This is a genomic window from Methanophagales archaeon (genome assembly GCA_021159465.1).
Lineage (GTDB): Archaea > Halobacteriota > Syntropharchaeia > Alkanophagales > Methanospirareceae > G60ANME1.
In genome coordinates, this window is sequence record JAGGRR010000138.1 from 1 (window position 1) to 1,685 (window position 1,685).

Below are 1,685 nucleotides of genomic sequence, written 5' to 3' on the forward strand. Positions count from 1 at the left end.
AAACTTCACTTATCACCACATGATTTGCAATACCAGAAATCGTAATGTTCTGAACAAAGCCGCCATTGGTCATTTCAGCATCCGTAACAGTGTGGTTGAACTTCTTCACATTGCCATTACTCGCATTGAAGTTAAGTATGTCCCCCTCGCTCACATTATCCGATGATGTTAATATCTGATAGTAATTAGAACTTGCATTCGTCTCCGCCGTGAGTACTTCGGACGTGTTCGTAATATTTATGCTCACAGATGGATTGTTAACCGGAGCTCCATTAGGGTAATTGACCCAGCCAGAAATTAGAAACGGTGTTGATGGTTCTGACTGCGCACCCGCTGGCACCGCCGGCGTAAGCGCAAGCGCGCATATCACTACCATCGTAGCAAAAACGGTCAATCCTTTCAGTTTCATCTTCTTCCCATCACCCCTCTCCTTGACCTTCACCTTCACTTCCCTTCTTATCGTCCCACGATTCTGTCCACATAAGGGTTGCTGTTACCAATTCCAAACTTTTCACTCTCTTTTTCATACTTCTCCCTTCTCCATCTTCCCTACACAAGATACTTAGTATTTTTTGGTTGATTTTAATAAAAAGACTTTCGGTTTTTATTGTATAAAGTATGAACAACCCTCTTTTTTATTTTATCGAATATTTTTATATTCACACGCATTCCTTACTTTTGATGCCGTATGAAATATAAAATATCGGGAGATAACCTGCAACTGGTAACTGTGGAGTTGAATTCTGGTGAGAAGGTATATGGAGAAGCAGGCGCAATGGTGTATATGAGCTCGAATATGAACATGGAAGCGAAGATGCGGGGTGGTTTACTGAAAGCAATAGGCAGGAAAATGGCAGGCGAAACGATATTTCTCACTGAATTCACACCAACAGGCGGGTCGGGCATTGTTGCTTTCGGTGGAAACGCGCCAGGAACAATAAAACCGATAGAGATAGCGCCCGATAAAGAATTTATAGCACAGAAGGATGCTTTCCTCTGTGCTGAAGATACAATAGAGCTGAGCGTTGCACTCCAGCGAAGGTTAGGCTCCGTCTTCTTCGGTGGCGAAGGTTTCATTCTTGAGCGACTTTCCGGGCACGGAACAGCTTTCGTACATGCCTGTGGCGATTTCGTCGAATTTGAGCTCGATGCCGATCAGAGATTGAAAGTGGATACTGGTTGTGTTGTCGGCTGGGATGACACCGTAGATTATGACATTGAGCGTGTAAAGGGTATAAAGACGATGTTCTTTGGCGGAGAAGGTCTGTTCCTGACGACTCTAACAGGACCGGGGAAGGTACTTATCCAATCAATGACCCTGCACAACCTGGCGAGCGCATTAGCTCCGTTCTTACCGGGTACTGCGAAGGGTACTTCAGGGTCTTCAGGCGTCATCGGAACACTGTTTGAGGAGACGATAGGCAGATGATTCGAAATGCTATCCTCTCTGCCATCATATTTATTATCGCTGTAGCAATACTTCTTGGACTGCTACAATACTACAAAATCCTCGCTATACTCGCTGCTTTGATAGGCTTGGGCGTCCTGATTGCGCTTATAATCCTCGCTGTGGCTACCGGAGTTGCGCTTATATTCGCTATTCCTTACTATTTGCTTGCAAAAAAGCCGAAGGTGGATGAACACGGAGATTACAAATTAGAGAACGTGAAGGGGAAATAAGCCCA

The 1,685-nt window shown here is 44.7% G+C and carries 2 protein-coding genes and 1 pseudogene; 2 read left to right on the forward strand and 1 reads right to left on the reverse strand.

The features are described 5' to 3' along the window. Nucleotides 1-442, reverse strand: a 442-nt coding sequence (locus J7J01_06390) for a hypothetical protein (protein ID MCD6210502.1), incomplete at its 3' end; no start/stop codon positions are given. 246 nt (nucleotides 443-688) lie between these two features. Here J7J01_06390 and J7J01_06395 point away from each other — a divergent pair. Continuing rightward, nucleotides 689-1,429, forward strand: a pseudogene (locus tag J7J01_06395) (TIGR00266 family protein). Continuing rightward, nucleotides 1,426-1,680 carry a hypothetical protein gene (locus J7J01_06400; protein MCD6210503.1) on the forward strand — a complete coding sequence of 85 codons (255 nt, stop codon included), beginning with the start codon at nucleotides 1,426-1,428 and terminating at the stop codon, nucleotides 1,678-1,680. Before J7J01_06395 ends, J7J01_06400 begins: the two are co-directional and overlap by 4 nt. Nucleotides 1,681-1,685: the final 5 nt, after the last annotated feature.